This is a genomic window from Bacillaceae bacterium S4-13-56 (genome assembly GCA_040191315.1).
Classification (GTDB): domain Bacteria; phylum Bacillota; class Bacilli; order Bacillales; family JAWJLM01; genus JAWJLM01.
In genome coordinates, this window is sequence record JAWJLM010000006.1 from 88,119 (window position 1) to 105,463 (window position 17,345).

The following is a 17,345-nucleotide window of genomic DNA, read 5'->3' on the forward strand; positions in this document are numbered from 1 at the left end:
GGAGCTATTGTAAAAAAGAAGTTCTTATAGATGGAGGGATAAACCATGCGTGTAAACATTACACTTGCTTGTACAGAGACTGGTGATCGTAATTATATTACGACTAAAAATAAGCGTAAAAACCCAGAGCGTATTGAATTGAAGAAATACAGTCCACGTCTAAAGAGACACACATTGCATCGTGAGACAAAGTAACAGTAGGGTAGTTTTCCTACTGTTTTTTTGTACAATCAGGATTTATCCCCGCATGAACGGGTGATAATACCTCCACCTCAAATCATAAGTACAACGAGAAGAGTAGGTGGGGGAAAACTGCCGGAAATGTCCGATTGGTTCAAGGGCCACAAGGTCATAACCATGGATACTAACAATCAGCGGGGGACGGCTACTGATTGAAGTTTCTCTTTATTGTAAGAAAAAGAGGGGTGTTTGGATGCAATCAAAAAAAGAGCTAAGAAATGAAATGATAAATTATCTGAAAGAGATTCCTAAAAATGAAAGAGAAGCCCGATCTCAAAATATACATAGGCTAATTACAAACCACTCTTTTTGGAAGAACAACCATTGGATTGGTCTAACCATCTCCCAAGAGCATGAAGTAGATACATATTCACTAATTCAATCAGGTTGGGAGGATGGCAAAAGAATTTGTGTTCCAAAATGTGATCCAAAGCAAAAAAAATTAACTTTCTATGAAATCACATCTTTTGATCAATTAGAAGTGGTTTTTTATGGTCTACATGAACCTATCCCTATGGAAACAAGAGTTGTAACAAAAAGTCAATTAGAAGGAATCATTGTACCAGGACTTCTTTTTGATAAAAAAGGCTTTCGAATAGGTTATGGTGGAGGATATTTTGATCGGTATTTGGTTGACTTTCAAGGGGAAACGATATCTGTGTTTTTTGAAGAGCAATTATTTAATGGGGATCTGCCACACGAAGAGCATGATGTTCCCATTCAATCCAATATAAGTAATAAAGGTGTAATAAAATGAAGTATATTTTCTTCTTACTCATTTGCCTTGCTGCTTATATAAGCTATCGTAAAAAGTGGCTGACGATATCTGGTTCCCTTCTTTCTGTCATAGTGGGTTCCCTCATCATGTTTGGGGTAGGCCTAAAAGGAATCGTTATTTTAGGAGCTTTCTTTGTCTCCTCTAGCTTAGTTAGTCAAAGAAGAAAAAGGATAGCCAATTATTATGGTATAGAACAAAAGAGCTCTCAAAGAGATGGAGTTCAGGTTCTAGCCAATGGAGGTGTTGCGGCTCTTTTATCAACCCTTTATATGACCTATCCAACAGAAGCACTTTGGTTTGGGATAATAGGGGACTTTAGTTGTGCAACAAGTGATACTTGGGCATCTGAGATTGGTCCCTTGTCTTCCAAGAGGCCAATATCTATACGAACCATGAAATCAGTTACTCCCGGTACCTCTGGAGCAATTTCTGTTCTTGGAACGATCGCGGCTCTTGTTGGAAGTGCATTTATTGTAACCATTTCTTTTTTCTTGGATAGAAATATTAGCTTTTTAGATTTGCTAATTTTAAGCATGATTGGCTTTTTCGGACAATGGATAGATACCATTTTAGGTGCTTTAAAGCAAAGAAAGTTAAAATGTACAAAATGCGGGCAATTGACGGAGCAGAAGGTCCATTGTGAAATGAAAACAGTCCATCAATCGGGATGGTACTGGCTTCAAAACGATGCCGTGAACTTCATAGCCATCTCCTTTTCTGCTATATTGGCCGTCCTTTACTTTGAAATAAGATGATAAGCGAATGGTTATTTTTAAGAAGAGGGAACCTATAAAATACATTGAACAGTAAGGAGTGGAATTTTAGTTATGAGAAGAGTAAATAGAGTAGTATTAATAGGAACAGGATTTGTGGGATCAAGTTACGCCTTTGCCCTCTTAAATCAAGGAATTGCGGATGAACTAGTTCTTCTTGATATCAATAAAGAAAAGTCAGAAGGAGATGCTATGGACTTGAACCATGGTCTGGCTTTTGCCCCTTCTTACAAGCAAATTTGGTTTGGAAATTATTCTGATTGCAAAGATGCTGATATTGTAGTGATCACTGCAGGTGCCAATCAAAAACCGGGTGAAACAAGATTGGATCTTGTAGAGAAGAATAGTTATATCTTTAAGGGGATTGTAGAAAATGTCATGGAGTCAGGGTTTAACGGTATTTTTGTAGTAGCTACCAATCCAGTTGATATTTTAACCTATATGACATGGAAGTTTTCAGGCCTTCCTTCTCATCAAGTCATCGGATCAGGTACCATACTAGATACGGCTAGATTTCGATTCCTACTCGGAAGGTATTTTGATGTTGATTCAAGAAATATTCATGCCTATATCATTGGGGAACACGGAGACTCAGAACTTCCTGTATGGAGTAATGCATCGATAGGGGCAAGAGATATTCAAGACCTTATAAACTCTAACCCTAATAAATATCCACCTTCTGATTTAGAAAATATTTTCGTAAATGTAAGAGATGCGGCCTATCATATTATTCAACGAAAGGGTGCCACATACTACGGCATCGCGATGGGGTTAGTTCGTTTAACAAAAGCCATCTTGCATAACGAAAATTCAGTCTTAACAGTGTCCTGTTACTGCGAAGGTCAATATGGGGAAGATGATGTTTATATTGGGGTCCCTGCCATTGTGAACCGGGAAGGAATTCGTGAAATTGTGGAGCTCCCATTAAATGAAAAGGAAAAGGAACAGTTTGCAAGGTCATCTAAAATTCTTAAAGATACTTTAACACCAGTTCTTCAAAAAATCGAAGGTGGAATAAAATAGTGATTCATATCAAATCCTATACCTAGGAATTAAGGAAAGGGGTTTTAATATGAATCGCATCCTGAGTATGATCATGATTATTCTTTCTTTTGGCGTATTATGGAAATACAAGTATCGCATCTTATCAACTGTTTTGTCAGTTGGTGTGATTAGAAAACTGGGAATCCGATTTGCTTTTAGATGGCCAAAGTTAAGAAGTGCTATGATGGGAAGCGTGTTTGGAACTAGTCCTCAAACGAAATCTTATTAGTTTTAAATTTTTGTCCCCTTTCCATATACACCATGCATGTACATGTTAACCAAAAGTGGTATGATGTAACGGAAGGGGGGGTTTTATGTATATAAAAGAACATTACTTATTTTGGAAGATTACATATGATCTTGTAGTAAATCAAGGTTTTGAAATTCTTAAATTAGAGCAAAATCCTGGTGTATTGTGGTTAGAAAAAGAAGAAAAAAAGACTACTTATCTTATTCGAGCCACCCAGCAAACATTTGATTGGTCGAATCAGTGGAAACAAGATATAGAAAGATCGTTTCGTCAAACCCAACAATTAGAAAACTTATTGCTAGGGAAAAACATAAGATTTCTGAATGTATACATATCCGAGTTCCCCCCTGTAGACCAATGGGAAGATATACAAATCCCACTTGAGAAAAAAGGAAAGAAGACAATAGTTGGGACTACCTATCTCATTACTGATGAAAATAGAGAAGAAGAAATATCGAAACTATATCAAGTATTTAATGGCTCTTACAATAAATTGGATATTCCGGTCAGTAGCGAAGAGGTTCTTATAGAGCAAATTCAGTATATGCAGCAGACTCTATTCGATATCAAGAAACAAAAAGACAAAGAAGTAAAGGACTTATTTCAAACCGGGCGTCCCTTGATCACATATGCTTTGATTACTTTGAATGTCATATTGTTTTTTTTACTTGAATTTACAGGTGGAAGTACAAATACTCTGCAGTTAGTTCAGTTTGGCGCAAAGTATAATCCAGCTATCCTGGAGGGTGAATGGTGGCGTATAATATCCTCCATGTTTCTTCACATTGGATGGATTCACATAGCGATGAACATGTTAGCACTTTATTATCTAGGCATGATAGTGGAGCGAATGTATAAGGGCATTCGATTTATCATTATCTATTTCTTAGCCGGAATTGTGGGAGGAATTGCCAGTTTTTCTTTAACCGTACATGTAGCGGCGGGTGCTTCCGGAGCCATTTTTGGCCTGTTTGGTGCATTGCTTTTTTTTGGCGTTGTACATCGAAAACTTTTTTTCAGAACTATGGGAAGAAATGTTTTATTCATTTTGGTGATTAACTTACTTTTGGGATTTTCCGTACCCCAAATTGACATGAGTGCTCATATAGGTGGCTTAGTGGGCGGCTTTCTTGCTGCTCAACTCGTCCATTTCCCAAAAATGAAACATGTATGGTATCAAACCTTAGCTGGCATAGCATTGGTATTAATTGCCGGTGGTCTATCTATTTATGGATTTAGCGATAGTCGAGAACAGTTAGATATTAGGACGGAACTGGATCTTACACAAAATCTTATACAACAGGAAAGGTTTGAAAAAGCAGAAAGTCTTTTAACAAGAGATATTGCTTGGTCGCCAGATACTTTAGAATTTTATTTTTTTCGCGGTTATGTCCGAGCTCAATTAGATGAAATTGATTTAGCAATTGAAGATTTTGAAAAAGTCATAAAAGAAGATAACCAGGATATTGCATCATATTATTACTTAAGTCTTTTGTATATAGAAAAAGGAGATCAATCCGAAGCCCAAGAAATGGTTAATAGAGCAAAAGAGATTGATCCCAATCATCCTGATATTCAAAAAGTTGAACAATATTTAAATCGGGTCGATGAACTGAATTAGTTTTTCAATTCGGCCACTTCTATCTTCAAAAAGAACAAGCAGTTGTTTGCTGTTTTTTTGCAACAATATTAGTGGAATTGGTTTTTTAAGAACGCTTCTTTTAGGTGATTTCTCCATTTTTGCACGAAGGAAATATTCACGATAAAGACCTTCCCATAACTGACCAATCACCCTTTGAGAATCATCCATGGAAAGTCCAGGCAAAGGCTTTTGATTATATTCAGGTAACGAGGTAAGTGGAATGAGATGATAGTTTTCCTTTGGAATCTGAAAGTAATTCATCCATTTCTCCCAATAAACTTCAAGTTGTTGACTAGTTGCATGATCCAGTGTCTCTTTCCATTCCTGCTCTTGATTTGTTTCAGGCTTTTTAAAAGATTCTAAAGGTGACATAGGTGAATCAATAACATATAGTTCATCTTTAGACATTAGTTGTATACTTTTAATTTGATCATCAGGGTAATGTATTTCAGAATGATGATAGGAAATGGAAGAATAATGATTATGGTCCTCTCCATGAATAGTAGTCCTTTGAGATAAAAGAGCTGTATCTTGTTTCCATTTCCCAATCATTCCTATGAGAATGCCATCAGCATATAAGAGAGAAATATCCTGTCTCAAATAAGCAGGCTTGTCTAGTTCTGATGAGACACCCCAGTCAATTTCATATTCATCCTCATCAGTTTGCTCGTTTACCTGCAAATCTGTGCTAGCTTTTTTATAATAAACATCCGTTTCAAGGGGGAAATATTTTATAACTGGCTGTTCTCCTATACCAGTTCCTTTTCCGAAGAGAAAAAGGAATAAAAAGGAACAAGCAATAAAGATAAACCATATGGTTAATTTTTTTTTCATATATTATACTCCCTTGTCTTAGTGGTTAAATAACTTGTCTATAAACACTATGAAGGGTGAGTACTATTTATTCTTTATAAAATGGAAATGTAATGAAGGAATAATTATAGGAAGTAGAAAGGGGTTTTACATATGAGCAATAAAAGTCAATCTATTATTGAAATTTTAGGACAGTTAGTTTCTATACCTAGCCCATCAGGTTACACTTCAGATGTTATTCGTTTCTGTGAAAATTTGCTTCGAAGTGAAGGAATTTATACAGAAAGAAATGCAAAGGGTGCGCTAATAGCTACCATTGAAGGTCAAAATAAAGATCAGCAGCGCTTATTAACAGCACATGTAGATACATTAGGTGCAATGGTGAAAGAAATAAAGAGTGATGGTAGGCTTTCCTTATCTATGATTGGAGGATTTCGTTGGAATAGTGTGGAAGGAGAATATTGCACGATTCACTCCTCCAATGACCAAAATGTCACAGGGACCATTCTCATCCATCAAACTTCCGTCCATGTGTATAAAAATGCTGGTGATGTTAAAAGGAATGAAGAAAACATTGAAGTACGTCTAGATGAAAAGGTGAAATCTGCTAATGATGTAAGGAGTTTGGGGATTGAAGTTGGAGATTTCGTATCCTTTGATCCACGTTATCAAGTATCGGAGAGTGGTTTTGTTAAATCAAGACACCTTGATGATAAAGCATCGGCAGCCATTTTACTACAACTGGTAATATCTTTAAGAAGGGAAAAAGTGGAAATACCTTATACTACTAACTTTTATTTTTCAAATAACGAAGAAATAGGGTATGGTGGCAATGCTTCTTTGCCCTCACAAACTGTAGAATATATTGCTGTAGATATGGGAGCAATTGGCGATGGTCAAAGCTCCAGTGAGTTTGATGTTTCCATCTGTGCTAAAGACTCATCGGGGCCCTATCATTATTTACTCAGGAAACAACTAAGTGAAATAGCTAAAAGAAATAAGCTCCCGTATACTGTTGATATATACCCATACTACGGATCTGACGCATCGGCGGCCATTCGGTCAGGATATGACATTCGACATGGATTAATTGGGCCAGGTATAGATGCTTCCCATGCATTTGAAAGGACACATGAATCTTCACTAATAGCAACATATGATCTTATCTATCATTATCTTCAAGAGCCAATGATCAGTGAGTAATTTGTGAATGAATTCTTAAAAGAAGTACACGCTAATTACTGAGTATGACAGGAAGATAGGTGATTAGCGTGGACTTAAAGAAAGAAGCGGCTCGTTCCTTTGATCAGCGTATTGCTTATTTGCGTGAGGAATTGGGAGTCGATAAGAGCTTTGATGTCATTCAGTTAGATTTAGAATATGCTGGCAAACGTATGGCACTGTATATGATTGATGGCTTTGTAAAAGATGATATCCTTCAACGGATCATGTGGGGGCTAAGTCAACTTTCGGAAGAAGACTTGGAACCCAAGCCCCTACAACGTCTCTTAAAAACCCACCTTCCGTATGTAGAATTAGAAGAGGTTGAGGATCTAGATAAAGTGGTCGATGCAGTATTAGCAGGGCCAACTGCTCTTGTAGTAGAAGGTGTTCCTTCTGTTATTATGATCGATGCAAGGACTTATCCTGTTCGTGGCCCACAAGAGCCTGATATAGAACGGGTTGTAAGAGGGGCTCGTGATGGGTATGTGGAGACTATTGTATTTAACACTGCTCTAACACGAAGAAGAGTAAGAGATCGTAGTCTTCGTTCTGAGTATATGCAAATCGGGAGAAGGTCGAAAACAGATGTTTGTATATCTTATTTGGAAGACATCGCAGACCTATCCTTTGTACAACATATTAAAGATACTCTGAGTAAAATTGATACAGATGGAATACCAATGGCAGAAAAGACAGTCGAAGAATATATATTTGGTAAACACTGGAATCCATATCCTTCTGTAAGATATACGGAAAGGCCTGATACAGCTGCCTCTCACTTATTTGAGGGGCATGTCATCATTTTTATCGATGGATCGCCAAGTGCAATGATAACTCCTTCAACTTTTTGGCATCACCTACAGCACGCAGAAGAGTATCGTCAAAAACCAATGATAGGCGCTTATTTAAGAATTGTTCGATTTATAGCAGTCTTTGCCTCTTTATTTATTCTGCCACTTTGGTATTTGCTAGCGACAAATTCAGAACTATTACCTGAAGGGTTAAGCTTTATAGGAATATCAGAGGATTACACCATTCCCCTTATTGCTCAATTTTTGTTTGCTGAGGTAGGGATAGATATCTTAAGGATGGCTGCAATTCACACTCCGTCTGCTCTTGCAACGGCACTAGGGTTGGTGGCTGCCATTTTAATTGGACAGGTTGCAGTAGAAGTAGGACTGTTTTCGTATGAAGTCGTTCTTTATTTGTCTATTGCTGCCATAGGGACTTTTGCAACACCAAGCTATGAAATGAGCCTAGCCAATCGATTAGCTAGACTATTTTTTCTAATAGTTGCAGCAATGTTTGGTCCAATTGGATTTATGATCGGTATAACACTATGGATCCTATATCTAGCTCGAATGACGTCCTTCCAAATACCATATCTTTGGCCGTTTTTACCATTTTCCTATCGATCTATGAGAGATGTTATATTTAGAGCGCCAATACCATTAAAAAATCGAAGACCATATATACTTGATCCTCAAGATCCTGATCGATAAAAATCGATTAGGATCTTCTTCACGTTAAAGTGTAAAATTAACGTAGTTAAAATTTTTAAGTACGAAGTATAAGAAAAGCTAATACTTTGAACGTCGCCTAAAGGCTCGCCATTCGATGAACTTTTCTTACTATATAAGAATCATTATGCCTGGCTTCGCGGAGCCACCATCTACCATGAAAATGGATTCCTAATCAAACAAGGAGGATAAATCTTGTTCATCTTTGGGAATACCTTTAATAACAACATGACCAGATCGAAATATACATTGGTGGATTCTGAAAAAGAATACCCTGCATAAGAAACGGGTTGTGCCGATATAGAAGTACCATCTATTGTGACTAGATCACGTATACAAAAGTTTTACAGGGTATGTTTTCATACAAAAGTATAAAATTTGTCTAGCTCCAGCGAAACAGCTTCATCAAGTAATCTTCAAAGTTTTTGCCCCGAGTAAGGAAAGCTACTTAGAGCTACTTCGCAGAAACAAGTGCTTTTCTTGTTTAGAAGGGCGCTTGCGTTTTTCTTACCTGTCTTATGTCAAAAATAAATGCGGTTACATTTTAAAAATAGGTAATTTTTAATTTCCATTTTGCGAATTAAGTTGTTATAATGGTTCATGGTGATGCGATATGAATACAATATATGATGTTCAACAGCTACTAAAAAAATTCGGTACCATAATATATATTGGGGATCGTCTAGCTGATCTTGAATTAATGGAAGCTGAAGTGAAAGAATTATTTCAATCACAGTGTATTTCAACACAAGAATATCAAATGGCGATTTTGTTACTTCGTCAAGAAAGTGCTCGTCTACGAGATCAATGAGTAAAGGATGAATTAAATTGAGTAGTAAACTATATATTGGGGTCGATATTGGTGGAACATCAGTCAAAATCGCATTTATTCATGATGATGGGACAATTCTTGCAAAATGGGAAATCCCTACGCGTATAGAAAATAATGGACAATATATTTTGACAGATATAGCATCTTCAATTAATGAACATGTGAGTAAATATAATTTAGATAAATCCAAGCTTGTAGGATGTGGAGTGGGAGCACCGGGATTTGTTGATAGTAAAGAAGGATTTGTATACCAAGCAGTGAACATTGGATGGAAAAACTTTGATTTATCGAATAGGTTAAAAGCTTTAATCAGTATACCGGTTTTTGTGGAAAATGATGCAAATCTTGCAGCTCTTGGTGAAAACTGGATGGGATCCGGAAGACAGTCGAATGACCTAATGTGTGTAACACTAGGTACTGGTGTTGGAGCCGGAATCATCTCAAATGGGGTATTAATCAGTGGAGCCAATGGTACAGGTGGGGAAATTGGGCATATCACTGTAAATGCAGATGGTGCTCCATGTAATTGTGGTAGAAATGGCTGCTTAGAAACAGTTGCCTCTGCGACTGGTATCATAAGACTTGCCATTGAAGCGTTAAATCGTCCAGAAGCAGGTGAGTTAAAAGCACGCTTTGAGGCAAAGGGAGAATTAACAGCTAAAGATGTTTTTGATGCTGCTAAAAATCAGGATCAAAAAGCCTTGGAGATTGTTGAATATGTAACTAAGGAATTAGGACTAAGTCTTTCTAACTTGGCAATAGCTTTAAACCCGGAAAGAATAGTAATCGGCGGTGGAGTTTCAAAAGCTGGCCAGTTTCTATTAGATGGCATAGAGAAATGGTTTAATCACTTTTCATTAGGAAGAACGAAAGAGGCCGTTAAATTTGTTATTGCATCTTTAGGAAATGATGCAGGTGTTTATGGTGGAGCCTATTTAGTTAAACAAAATTTAAAATCTAAGGAAATCGTTTAAAAAACCTTGTATATGCAAGGTTTTTCTCCTTTTTTGATTCCTTTAAAAATTTTGTAAAAAAGGTCTATTTCGGTGAAAATAGGTCTAATCTATTAAAATTGGTTTTTTAGAAATTACCTGAAACTTTTTCATCTTCTCAAACGTCTTATGTATTGATGTATAAATGTTATATAGATAAAAAAAAGGGAATAGAATACTAGGAGAGGTAGAACCCTCTAGGGAGGAGAAATAATATGAAATCTATAAATCGATGGATTCCATTATATATATTGGCATCGCTTTTGTTTGGACTAAAGACTTATATTGTATACCGCTTTATCTTTGATTTATCAATTGAAAATCCTATGCAGGAAATGATCTTATTTATTAACCCAATGGCAAGTGCATTTCTTATTTTTGGTCTGGGAGTATGGATGAAACCGAAACGACAAGCGTCTTTTATTCGATGGACCTCCATGATTGGAACCGTAGTCATCTTTGCCAACTTGTTATTTTACCGGAATTTCAATGATTTTATTACCATCCCAGTACTTTTCCAATCTAGCAATGTTGGAGATCTAGGCGGTAGTATACTTGAATTGTTTAAGATTACAGATATCTTTTTATTATTTGATGTCATTCTAGTTTTTTGGTTAACTAGAAAAAATCATTTGTCACCAATGATCGTTTCTTACGCAAAGCCAAGGAAAACTTTGGTTGCAGCTCTCTCTCTCACTTTATTAATTGTAAACTTTGTCATGGCGGAAATTGAACGACCACAATTATTTACGAGAGCATTTGACAGAGAGTATTTAGTGAAAAATATCGGATTATTTAATTATCATATATACGATGTAGTTATATCTTCTAAAACAAAGGCACAGCGTGTATTTGCAGATGGTAGTGAAATAAACGATGTTGAAAATTACGTCAAGGAAAATATTCCAGACGATGTAAATGAGGAACTAAAAGGAATTGCTGAAGGTAAGAACGTCATTTATATATCTATGGAGTCACTTCAGGCTTTTGTAATAAATGAAACCCATAATGGGGAAGAAATCACACCTTTCTTAAATGATCTTATAAGCGAAAGTTTTTATTTCGAGAATTTCTATCATCAAACAGAGCAAGGAAAAACTTCTGACTCTGAATTTTTAGTAGAAAACTCATTATATCCATTACCAAGAGGAGCTGTATTTTTCACTCATGGACAAAATGAATATACTTCATTTCCGGAAATCTTAGGCGAGCAAGGATACGCTACCAGTGTATTTCACGCTAACAACAAAAGTTTCTGGAATCGTGATGTAATGTATGATGCTTTAGATTTCGATCACTTCTTCTCAGAAGAGTATTATCAATTGACAGAGGAAAATACTATAGGATGGGGACTTAGTGATAAAGCGTTCTTCGAGCAATCCATTAAGTATTTAGAAACATTACCAAAACCCTTTTATTCAAGATTCATCACTTTGACAAATCATTTTCCTTTTGATTTGCCACAAGAAGAAGCTAATATTGACAAATATGATTCTAATTCGAAAACATTAAATCAATATATACAGACAGCACGTTACACGGACGATTCACTTAAAGAGTTCTTTGACTTACTAAAAGAATCTGGTTTATATGAAGAATCTATCATCGTTTTATATGGAGACCATTATGGGATTAGTGAATATCACAATAAAGCAATGAGCCAGTTTCTAGGTAAGGATGAGATTACACCATATGATCACATTCAACTGCAGAGAGTACCATTGTTCATTCATATACCTGGATATGAGAACAATAAAGTTATGACTAATATTGGCGGGCAAATTGATATAAAACCAACGATCATGAACCTTCTTGGCCTTGAGACTGGAAATGATATTAGCTTTGGTTCTGATTTGTTTGCTGAAGAAAGAAAACCGTATATTGCTTTGAGAAATGGAAGCTTTATTACGAATGATTCTATTTACACAGAATCAAAATGTTATGATAGACTCACAGGAATTGAAAATAACGGGGAGTCTTGTGAACCATTTAAAGAGCAGGTAAGTGAAGAATTAGAGACTTCTGATCAAGTAATTTATGGGGATCTTCTTCGTTTTTTCACTAAAAAATAAAAAGAATGCTTGCTATTTAGCAAGCATTCTTTTCTTTTTGTGTGCCCGGCATGGCGATAACTTGGTGGTGTAAGTCCATTACAGGCCTGGCAGTAAGAACTCTTTGCTAATGACAAGGGTGTCTCCTCCGTGAGGAGGGATCTGAAGGAAGCCGGAAGCGAATTCTTGAACTGACGAACAGAAACTATATATCCAAGGCTGAAGTGGGCGAACGGGTTATGGGAAGCATTACAAAATACATCGAAAAAGATTTACAATTAACGATTAACCAAAAGAAAAGTAAAGTGTGCGGGGCAACAACAGCAACCTTTCTGGGGTTTACTATCCAAAATTTCTTGGGAAAGTAGGATGTCGGCCAAGTAGGTTGGTAAAACAACGATTGAAAGAGAAACTCAGAAAAGAAACAAGCCGGAAACGACTTGGAATCTTCCGAGATTGCAATAATTACCTGATTGCAAAGATAAGTCCGATTGGTTCAAGGCCTTTAGGTCATACTCTTAGGTACTAACAATCAGTGTGGGACGGCGACTAATTGAAATGTCACTTTATTTTTTAGTTGAACAAATAAAAACAGACATCGTATAACCGATGTCTGTTAAAGATATTAATGGGCTGCTGAAGTAAATAGCTCTGAATACATGGTCATAACTGTAAACCAACCAAAAACTAATGCTGATATCCCAGCAAAACCAAGAGCCAATATATTCTTTCTTTTTACTTCTCTGAGTGTAGCGATAACACAAAGAATGGTAACAAATAAAAATAAAATTGCTAAAACCATTTCGCTAACCTCCTTATGTTGAAAAAGTATATTGCGATTCTTTAGTTTCTTTACTACTATGTAATATAGGCCATAAAGTTTCTCCTCATACATTTTATAAAATTATCTTGTATTTGTCGAGTAAAAATCTAAATTTCTCAATGAAAGGGGTAAAATCATGGAAATTAAGCAATACTCTTTGGGATCCCTAGGAACAAATGCGTATATTTTATTTGAAGGAAAGGAAGCATTGATCATTGATCCAGGAGGAGAATCAGCCGAAATCGTCTCCTTTTTAAAAGAAAATGAATTAAATCCAATTGCTATCCTCTTGACTCATGCTCATTTTGATCATATTGGTGGAATTGACTTTTTCCGAAACCATTTTCAACAACTACCAGTTTATCTTCATGAAGAAGAGAAGGAGTGGCTTCAAGATTCTTCATTAAATGGATCAAAGTGGTTTGGGTTAGGTGATATAACGACTGAAAGGGGCCCAGATTTTCTTATGCATGAGGATAAATATAAGATTGGAAATTTTCAATTTCAAGTTTTACATACTCCAGGGCACTCTCCAGGAAGCGTTAGTTTTGTATTTGAAGAAGCAACAATGATCATTGGAGGAGATCTCCTATTTCAAGGGGGGATTGGGAGAACTGATTTACCAGGTGGAGATTTTGATCAACTTCTTAAGAGTATAAAAGAAAAAATCTTTCTATATCCTGATCCTTTTGATATTTATCCTGGGCATGGTCCAAAAACATCTGTATGGTTTGAGAAATCAACAAACCCCTTTATCCCGGATTAACGGGTAGTAATACCCACCTTAAGTCTTAAGTGAAACGAAAAGAGTAGGCAGGGGATAAACTGCAAATGTCCGATTGGTTCAAGGGCCTTTAAGTCAGTCATACCTTGAGTGCTAACATTCAGCGGGGGGAGGCTGATTTAAGTTTCAATTTATAATATGAAAAAAATCCTTTCTTCGAAAGAAGAAAGGATTTAGGGGGGATGTGCTCTGTTCTTTTGTTGGTTAGGGATAAAAGTTAAGCTACTATTGAAACTATATAACAACATTAACACTATGTCAATAGTGTTAAACGGAAAAGGAGAATTTTTTTGAGGAAAAATTTAATACAAGCAATTCATCATGAGATTGAGCAGTCTTCAAATAAAGCAATCCCTTATTCAAAATATATTGAACTTGCCCTTTACCATCCTACAGAAGGTTATTATCAGAACAATGAAACTAAGATTGGAAAAGAAGGAGATTTTTATACCTCCAGTTTTGTTCATGAAATTTTTGCTCAGCAATTAGGAGAATTTTTTAGCAAGGTATGTAGTTATACAGGAATGCCAAAAATAATTTGTGAGATCGGTGGGGGTGATGGTCGTTTTGCGCAACAGCTTTCCTCTTCTCTTTTGGAGAGTGAATGGGAATATATAATAATTGAGTCTAGTCCATATCACCGCGCAAAAATAAAAGAAAGAACCTTTAGCTTTAAAAAACTCCAAGTATTTGGATCTTTAGAGAAAGCAGTTCAAACGGTAAACGGATTAGAAGGCATTATTTTTTCTAATGAATGGTTAGATGCTTTTCCAGTTGATGTTATTGAAAAAAAGAACAATAAGGACTACGAAATCATGGTGTCAATGGATCAGAAAGGATATTTATGCGAGAAATACGTACCGTTATCTACTGAAAGAAAAGATTGGTTAGAGAAAAATCAATTGTCTTTGGAAGAGGGATTCCGTATAGAAGTTCCATCCTTTCTCTTAGGGGAACTTAAAAAAGTAGATCATCTACTTTCTAAGGGTTTAATAGTGACTGTTGATTATGGTTATACTGCCGAGGAGAGAAAGCATCCATCTCGTAAAAAGGGAAGCCTAAGAGGATATCAAAAGCATCAAATGAAAAATAATGTATTGCTTGATCCTGGAGAAATGGATATAACTCATCATGTTCATTGGGATGTGGTTGAAAGAATGGGCCAGGGGTTCGGCTGGACTTTTGTAGACCGAATGAAACAAAGAGAATTTTTAGTGCATACTGGAATTCTTGATCAATTAGTAGAGCATCATTCTACTGATCCTTTTTCAGCAGAGAGTAAAAAAAATCGAGCCATTCGATCCCTAATTTTGGGGGATGGAATAGGGAATTCCTTCGATGTTTGCTTACAATCCAAAAGTTTATCCCCAAAGGCTATACATTCTCTTTATGTAAATGATTAAAAAGAAGCAATTCCTTTAAAAGGAATTGCTTCTTTTTAATCCCGCATGAATGGCGGTTTCCCACCATAAATCGTATGTAAAACGTGAAGAGTAGGTGGGGAAACTGCTCGTAAATGTCCGATTGGTCCAAGGGCCTTTAGATAATACAACCTAGGGTGCTAGCAATTAGTAGGGACGGCGAGTGGTTGAAGTTTTACTTTATTGCACTATCAGAATTTATAACATTAGTCAGTTTATAGTACATGAAAAAACTAGGCATTCGCCATTATGACTTGGCGATAAGCCTAGTTTTTCTAATTGGTCTATTCAAACCCTGGAACCATAATGAATGAGGTGTAATAGGAAAAACCGACAAAAAATACCGTTAAATAGGCACCAAATATGTACATGTACATACGTTCTGACAATTTCAAATAACTAATTGCTAAAAAGAATGCTGTTTGTACCATGAAAAGTAATGCAGCTGGATACATATGTCCAACGTAGAACATAACTGAAAAAATTCCAGTCCAAAAAGCTATTACACGAAATACGCGATCCATTTGTGTATTCCCCTCCTTGTTCCGGCATCCCGATTCTATTTGTATAATAAAATGAATTCCCATAGTTATTATAAACGTTCATCACAAGATTGTAAACGAATGTTCACAGTTCGTTCGAAATTCTATTATTTATATTATGCCCAATAATAAAGAAAAAACCAAGCGAATTGAACTTGGTTTTTAAGTGGCGAGAAGTACTTCATAGGAACATGCTTCACAACCATTAATTAAATTATCTTCTTCTGTTAATTCAATTTCACCAATTAGAGATTCAAACATTCCCTTGATAAAATAGCCATGCATTTTACAGACTTCTTCTTGGTTATGATGGGCCACTTCTTTGAATGGACAATTGAAAATTTTAAAAGAAATCTTATTTTCTTTTTCACGATAAGTGAATTCAGGAAATAATCCAAGCATAGTCGATGCATCTTTAATGATGTTAATTTTCTTTTCAATACTTAAATGAGGAGACTCTGTATGTCCTGAATGATCTTGATCTATAATTTCTTTTCCAAAACGTTTTCCTGTTTGATACAAGGCGTCCCTTCCTAATGGACCTAGTTCAACGAATGATTGTATAGCTATTTTTGATAATAATTGATAGTCTCTATAAGGAAAATTTAATTGTACTACCTCATCAGACAATCTATACAGTCTGCTAGGTCGACCACCTTTTCCAGTTTTCTTAGTTTCTGATACCAACATGTCAACATCTTCTAGCTTTGAAAGATGAAGACGAGCCACATTTGGGTGTATTTCAAACGCATCTGCAACTTCTTGAACCGTAACTTCTGAATGGCGTTTCGTTATATATTGATAAATGTAAAATCTTGTTGGATCACTGAGCACGTTTGTGATTCTTAAGGTTTGTTCCACCTTATTCACCCCATTCTTAAATTCTAGTTTTATTATAGTACATAATTTTTACCATGGGAATGTTATTTAGGGGCTAGAGAGCATTTGTAAAAAAACGTACACAAATTGGATATATTTTATTACAGATTTTCCAAACGGAAAAGCCCACTCCTTTAGGTGTGGATGAGAGTGAGGTCAAATATTGGGTACCATTGTTGAACCGGTGGTTTGAAGGCTATCCCACAACCAAAAGAAACCGAAAGATTTCTCACGATGAATAAAAGTGGATAGGCTTAGATGTTGGAACCTCAACTGTCGCCGTTTGTAGCGAAAACAAAGTTGAGCTACAAAAACTAGCACCAGAATGCCAAACCAATGAAAAAGAAGTAAGACGAATTCAGCGTAAAATGGAGAGGTCTAAACGAAAGACGAACCCTCAAAATTTTTCGAAATGTCACCATGAAAAAAGGAAAGCTAACCCGGACATATTCTAAAAAACACGAGAAGTTGCGTAAAAAAAGAAAAGAACATTATCGTAAGATCAAGGTTCAACGGGAAATGGTACATGAAAAATCGGAGAATGAAATCCTCTCTCTCAGTTCTGATGTTCGAGTCGAAACCATGCGGTTTCAGTCCTTGCAAAAGCGTTCGAAACATACTACTCGTAATCAAAAGAATGGGAAAATCAATCGGAAGAAGCGATTTGGAAAATCAATAGCAAATCGTGCCCCTACGTTGTTTCTATCTATCTTGGGCCGTAAGTAGGGTACCAAGGT

At 36.2% G+C, this 17,345-nt stretch carries 17 protein-coding genes; 13 read left to right on the forward strand and 4 right to left on the reverse strand.

What is annotated here, in order from left to right; translation table 11 throughout:
- Window positions 1-45: 45 nt before the first annotated feature.
- The 6 genes from rpmG to RZN25_03585 all read left to right on the forward strand — a co-directional run bounded on the left by rpmG (window position 46) and on the right by RZN25_03585 (window position 4,706).
- Window positions 46-195 carry a 50S ribosomal protein L33 gene (gene rpmG, locus RZN25_03560; GenBank protein MEQ6375901.1) on the forward strand — a complete coding sequence of 50 codons (150 nt, stop codon included), beginning with the start codon at window positions 46-48 and terminating at the stop codon, window positions 193-195.
- A gap of 238 nt (window positions 196-433) precedes the next feature.
- On the forward strand, window positions 434-997 hold the full coding sequence (locus RZN25_03565) for a 5-formyltetrahydrofolate cyclo-ligase (protein ID MEQ6375902.1): 564 nt from the start codon (window positions 434-436) through the stop codon (window positions 995-997).
- Entirely contained in the window at window positions 994-1,773 is a 780-nt protein-coding gene (locus tag RZN25_03570) for a DUF92 domain-containing protein (GenBank protein MEQ6375903.1), read from the forward strand. The genes RZN25_03565 and RZN25_03570 overlap by 4 nt, the downstream gene beginning before the upstream one ends.
- Before the next feature lie 72 nt (window positions 1,774-1,845).
- On the forward strand, window positions 1,846-2,814 hold the full coding sequence (locus tag RZN25_03575; GenBank protein ID MEQ6375904.1) for an L-lactate dehydrogenase: 969 nt from the start codon (window positions 1,846-1,848) through the stop codon (window positions 2,812-2,814).
- A gap of 49 nt (window positions 2,815-2,863) precedes the next feature.
- Window positions 2,864-3,064 (forward strand): sodium:proton antiporter, encoded by a 201-nt coding sequence (locus RZN25_03580; protein MEQ6375905.1) that lies wholly within the window; start codon window positions 2,864-2,866, stop codon window positions 3,062-3,064.
- 85 nt (window positions 3,065-3,149) lie between these two features.
- Entirely contained in the window at window positions 3,150-4,706 is a 1,557-nt protein-coding gene (locus tag RZN25_03585; GenBank protein ID MEQ6375906.1) for a rhomboid family intramembrane serine protease, read from the forward strand.
- Here RZN25_03585 and RZN25_03590 read toward each other — a convergent pair.
- Entirely contained in the window at window positions 4,680-5,561 is an 882-nt protein-coding gene (locus RZN25_03590) for a hypothetical protein (GenBank protein MEQ6375907.1), read from the reverse strand. The two genes, RZN25_03585 and RZN25_03590, sit on opposite strands and share 27 nt — an antisense overlap.
- A 132-nt stretch (window positions 5,562-5,693) precedes the next feature.
- On the opposite strand from RZN25_03590, the gene RZN25_03595 reads away from it, so the two are divergent.
- The 5 genes from RZN25_03595 (at window position 5,694) to RZN25_03615 (ending at window position 12,180) form a co-directional block, all read left to right on the forward strand.
- The gene (locus tag RZN25_03595; GenBank protein MEQ6375908.1) at window positions 5,694-6,743 is read left to right on the forward strand and encodes a M42 family metallopeptidase; all 1,050 of its coding nucleotides are present in this window, start codon (window positions 5,694-5,696) and stop codon (window positions 6,741-6,743) included.
- Between the two features lie 68 nt (window positions 6,744-6,811).
- Complete coding sequence (locus RZN25_03600; GenBank protein ID MEQ6375909.1) at window positions 6,812-8,266, forward strand: spore germination protein; 1,455 nt, start codon at window positions 6,812-6,814, stop codon at window positions 8,264-8,266.
- A 631-nt stretch (window positions 8,267-8,897) separates the two neighbouring features.
- Window positions 8,898-9,095, forward strand: coding sequence for a YqgQ family protein (locus tag RZN25_03605; GenBank protein ID MEQ6375910.1), 198 nt, complete (start codon window positions 8,898-8,900; stop codon window positions 9,093-9,095).
- A gap of 17 nt (window positions 9,096-9,112) precedes the next feature.
- Window positions 9,113-10,090 carry an ROK family glucokinase gene (locus RZN25_03610; GenBank protein ID MEQ6375911.1) on the forward strand — a complete coding sequence of 326 codons (978 nt, stop codon included), beginning with the start codon at window positions 9,113-9,115 and terminating at the stop codon, window positions 10,088-10,090.
- Between the two features lie 233 nt (window positions 10,091-10,323).
- On the forward strand, window positions 10,324-12,180 hold the full coding sequence (locus RZN25_03615; protein MEQ6375912.1) for an LTA synthase family protein: 1,857 nt from the start codon (window positions 10,324-10,326) through the stop codon (window positions 12,178-12,180).
- A gap of 604 nt (window positions 12,181-12,784) precedes the next feature.
- Here RZN25_03615 and RZN25_03620 read toward each other — a convergent pair.
- Window positions 12,785-12,961, reverse strand: coding sequence for a DUF2759 domain-containing protein (locus RZN25_03620; protein ID MEQ6375913.1), 177 nt, complete (start codon window positions 12,959-12,961; stop codon window positions 12,785-12,787).
- Window positions 12,962-13,118: 157 nt separating this feature from the next.
- On the opposite strand from RZN25_03620, the gene RZN25_03625 reads away from it, so the two are divergent.
- A complete protein-coding gene (locus RZN25_03625) occupies window positions 13,119-13,748 on the forward strand; it encodes an MBL fold metallo-hydrolase (GenBank protein ID MEQ6375914.1) in 630 nt (209 codons plus the stop codon).
- A 308-nt stretch (window positions 13,749-14,056) separates the two neighbouring features.
- On the forward strand, window positions 14,057-15,169 hold the full coding sequence (locus RZN25_03630) for an SAM-dependent methyltransferase (protein ID MEQ6375915.1): 1,113 nt from the start codon (window positions 14,057-14,059) through the stop codon (window positions 15,167-15,169).
- Between the two features lie 302 nt (window positions 15,170-15,471).
- Here RZN25_03630 and RZN25_03635 read toward each other — a convergent pair whose 3' ends face one another.
- Window positions 15,472-15,711 (reverse strand): DUF2626 domain-containing protein, encoded by a 240-nt coding sequence (locus tag RZN25_03635; GenBank protein ID MEQ6375916.1) that lies wholly within the window; start codon window positions 15,709-15,711, stop codon window positions 15,472-15,474.
- A gap of 180 nt (window positions 15,712-15,891) precedes the next feature.
- A complete protein-coding gene (locus tag RZN25_03640; protein ID MEQ6375917.1) occupies window positions 15,892-16,590 on the reverse strand; it encodes a helix-turn-helix domain-containing protein in 699 nt (232 codons plus the stop codon).
- Window positions 16,591-17,345: the final 755 nt, after the last annotated feature.

Excerpts from the sequence above, each read along its gene's own strand:
- RZN25_03615 (MEQ6375912.1), top strand. The coding sequence starts at position 10,324 with ATGAAATCTATAAATCGATGGATTCCATTATATATATTGGCATCGCTT.
- RZN25_03605 (MEQ6375910.1), top strand. The coding sequence starts at position 8,898 with ATGAATACAATATATGATGTTCAACAGCTACTAAAAAAATTCGGTACC.
- RZN25_03575 (MEQ6375904.1), top strand. The coding sequence starts at position 1,846 with ATGAGAAGAGTAAATAGAGTAGTATTAATAGGAACAGGATTTGTGGGA.
- RZN25_03590 (MEQ6375907.1), bottom strand. The coding sequence starts at position 5,561 with ATGAAAAAAAAATTAACCATATGGTTTATCTTTATTGCTTGTTCCTTT.
- RZN25_03565 (MEQ6375902.1), top strand. The coding sequence starts at position 434 with ATGCAATCAAAAAAAGAGCTAAGAAATGAAATGATAAATTATCTGAAA.
- RZN25_03635 (MEQ6375916.1), bottom strand. The coding sequence starts at position 15,711 with ATGGATCGCGTATTTCGTGTAATAGCTTTTTGGACTGGAATTTTTTCA.
- RZN25_03570 (MEQ6375903.1), top strand. The coding sequence starts at position 994 with ATGAAGTATATTTTCTTCTTACTCATTTGCCTTGCTGCTTATATAAGC.
- RZN25_03625 (MEQ6375914.1), top strand. The coding sequence starts at position 13,119 with ATGGAAATTAAGCAATACTCTTTGGGATCCCTAGGAACAAATGCGTAT.
- RZN25_03580 (MEQ6375905.1), top strand. The coding sequence starts at position 2,864 with ATGAATCGCATCCTGAGTATGATCATGATTATTCTTTCTTTTGGCGTA.
- RZN25_03595 (MEQ6375908.1), top strand. The coding sequence starts at position 5,694 with ATGAGCAATAAAAGTCAATCTATTATTGAAATTTTAGGACAGTTAGTT.
- RZN25_03585 (MEQ6375906.1), top strand. The coding sequence starts at position 3,150 with ATGTATATAAAAGAACATTACTTATTTTGGAAGATTACATATGATCTT.
- rpmG (MEQ6375901.1), top strand. The coding sequence starts at position 46 with ATGCGTGTAAACATTACACTTGCTTGTACAGAGACTGGTGATCGTAAT.
- RZN25_03620 (MEQ6375913.1), bottom strand. The coding sequence starts at position 12,961 with ATGGTTTTAGCAATTTTATTTTTATTTGTTACCATTCTTTGTGTTATC.